Source organism: Peptoniphilus sp. HMSC062D09 (assembly GCF_001811425.1).
Lineage (GTDB): Bacteria > Bacillota > Clostridia > Tissierellales > Peptoniphilaceae > Peptoniphilus_A.
This window is the reverse complement of sequence record NZ_KV804701.1, coordinates 1-233: the sequence shown is the minus strand read 5'-3', so window position 1 is coordinate 233 and position 233 is coordinate 1. Positions and strand designations below refer to the sequence as shown.

Annotated in this window: 1 protein-coding gene; it reads right to left on the bottom strand. The window is 30.9% G+C overall.

Annotation, left to right across the window (positions count from 1 at the left end):
* Positions 1 to 233, bottom strand: a 233-nt coding sequence (locus tag HMPREF2801_RS09270; RefSeq protein WP_168162830.1) for an IS3 family transposase, incomplete at both ends; no start/stop codon positions are given.

The window sequence follows — 233 nt, the reverse complement described above, 5'->3', positions numbered from 1 at the left end:
CTTGTTACTTGAAGTTTTAGTTTTTGTACTAGTCTTTGTACTTTCTTCTTGTTTATTACATAGCCTAATCTTTTTAGCATAGCTGTTATTCTTCTATAGCCATAGTTTGGATTGCCTTTTCTAATATCTAGTATTGTCTTCTCTACTTGCACATCTTTGTTTGGTCTGTCTAAGCGTTTTTGCCAATACATGTAGGTTGATTTTGGAAAGTTAAAGTATTCTAAAAGATCTTT